This is a genomic window from Actinomyces sp. HMSC065F12 (assembly GCF_001814535.1).
GTDB classification, from domain to species: Bacteria; Actinomycetota; Actinomycetes; order Actinomycetales; family Actinomycetaceae; genus Pauljensenia; species Pauljensenia radingae_A.
In genome coordinates this window covers 1-789 of sequence record NZ_KV817045.1, presented here as the reverse complement: position 1 = coordinate 789, position 789 = coordinate 1, and the positions used below count along the sequence as shown (strand labels likewise).

At 60.6% G+C, this 789-nt stretch carries 1 protein-coding gene; it reads right to left on the bottom strand.

Annotated elements, in window-relative coordinates; genetic code table 11:
* Positions 1-789, bottom strand: a 789-nt coding sequence (locus tag HMPREF2975_RS11790) for a DUF2800 domain-containing protein (RefSeq protein WP_070728303.1), incomplete at both ends; no start/stop codon positions are given.

Sequence of the window (789 nt, the reverse complement as noted above, 5' to 3'; positions counted from 1 at the left end):
GTCCGGCTACGAGCTTGAACCCCTCAAAGACCACTCCCTGGTTGACGGCCTTCGACAGGGCGTAGGCCTCCACATCCGCCGCCCAAGTTTTGAGCTGCGGAATCCTTGCCAGCACGTCAGCGATCTCTGTATCGCTAAGTTCTGCTGGTGGGGCGAACTCCAACCTGGCCAGCGCAAGATTGGCTTCAGCTCGCGCCCGACACGTGGGTGCAATCTTGCAGAACTGACACCACGAGCCCGGACAAAACTCGCCCTCGCCAGCCGCTGCCAGCTCAGCCTTCGGTTTCACTTCCGCTTCGGCCCAGTGCTCGAGTTCAGTGACGGGGATTTCCCAGGTGTCGACGTTCGCCCGGCGCGGCTGGTAGATCGTCACCGCTACGCGCTCGATGTCGTACAGGTCGCCGAAAGTGTGAAGGGCTCCGAGAGCGTAGAGCATCAACTGGGGATTACGCTCAGCCTCAACCAACACACCTTGCCCGTACTTCAGATCAATGATCTGCAAGGTGGGTTCAGCGATGATCACACAATCCCCGGTGCCAAAACCTCCCGGCACCACATGGGAGAAGTCCAGGTGCTGCTCGATCAGCACCTGCGGATCACCACAGGCCTCCCGAGCCAGCGAGATGTGTTCTTGGACGTAGGCGACGTAGTCGTCAGTCAAGGTTTCCATCTCGTCATCAATCCAGGCCGAGACAGGCCGCTTCGAGCGCTGCTTGAGCGCCCTGCGGAGTTTGTGTTCAGCCAGTGCATGGGCGGCGGTGCCTTGCTCGGCAGCCGCAGACGTGGATT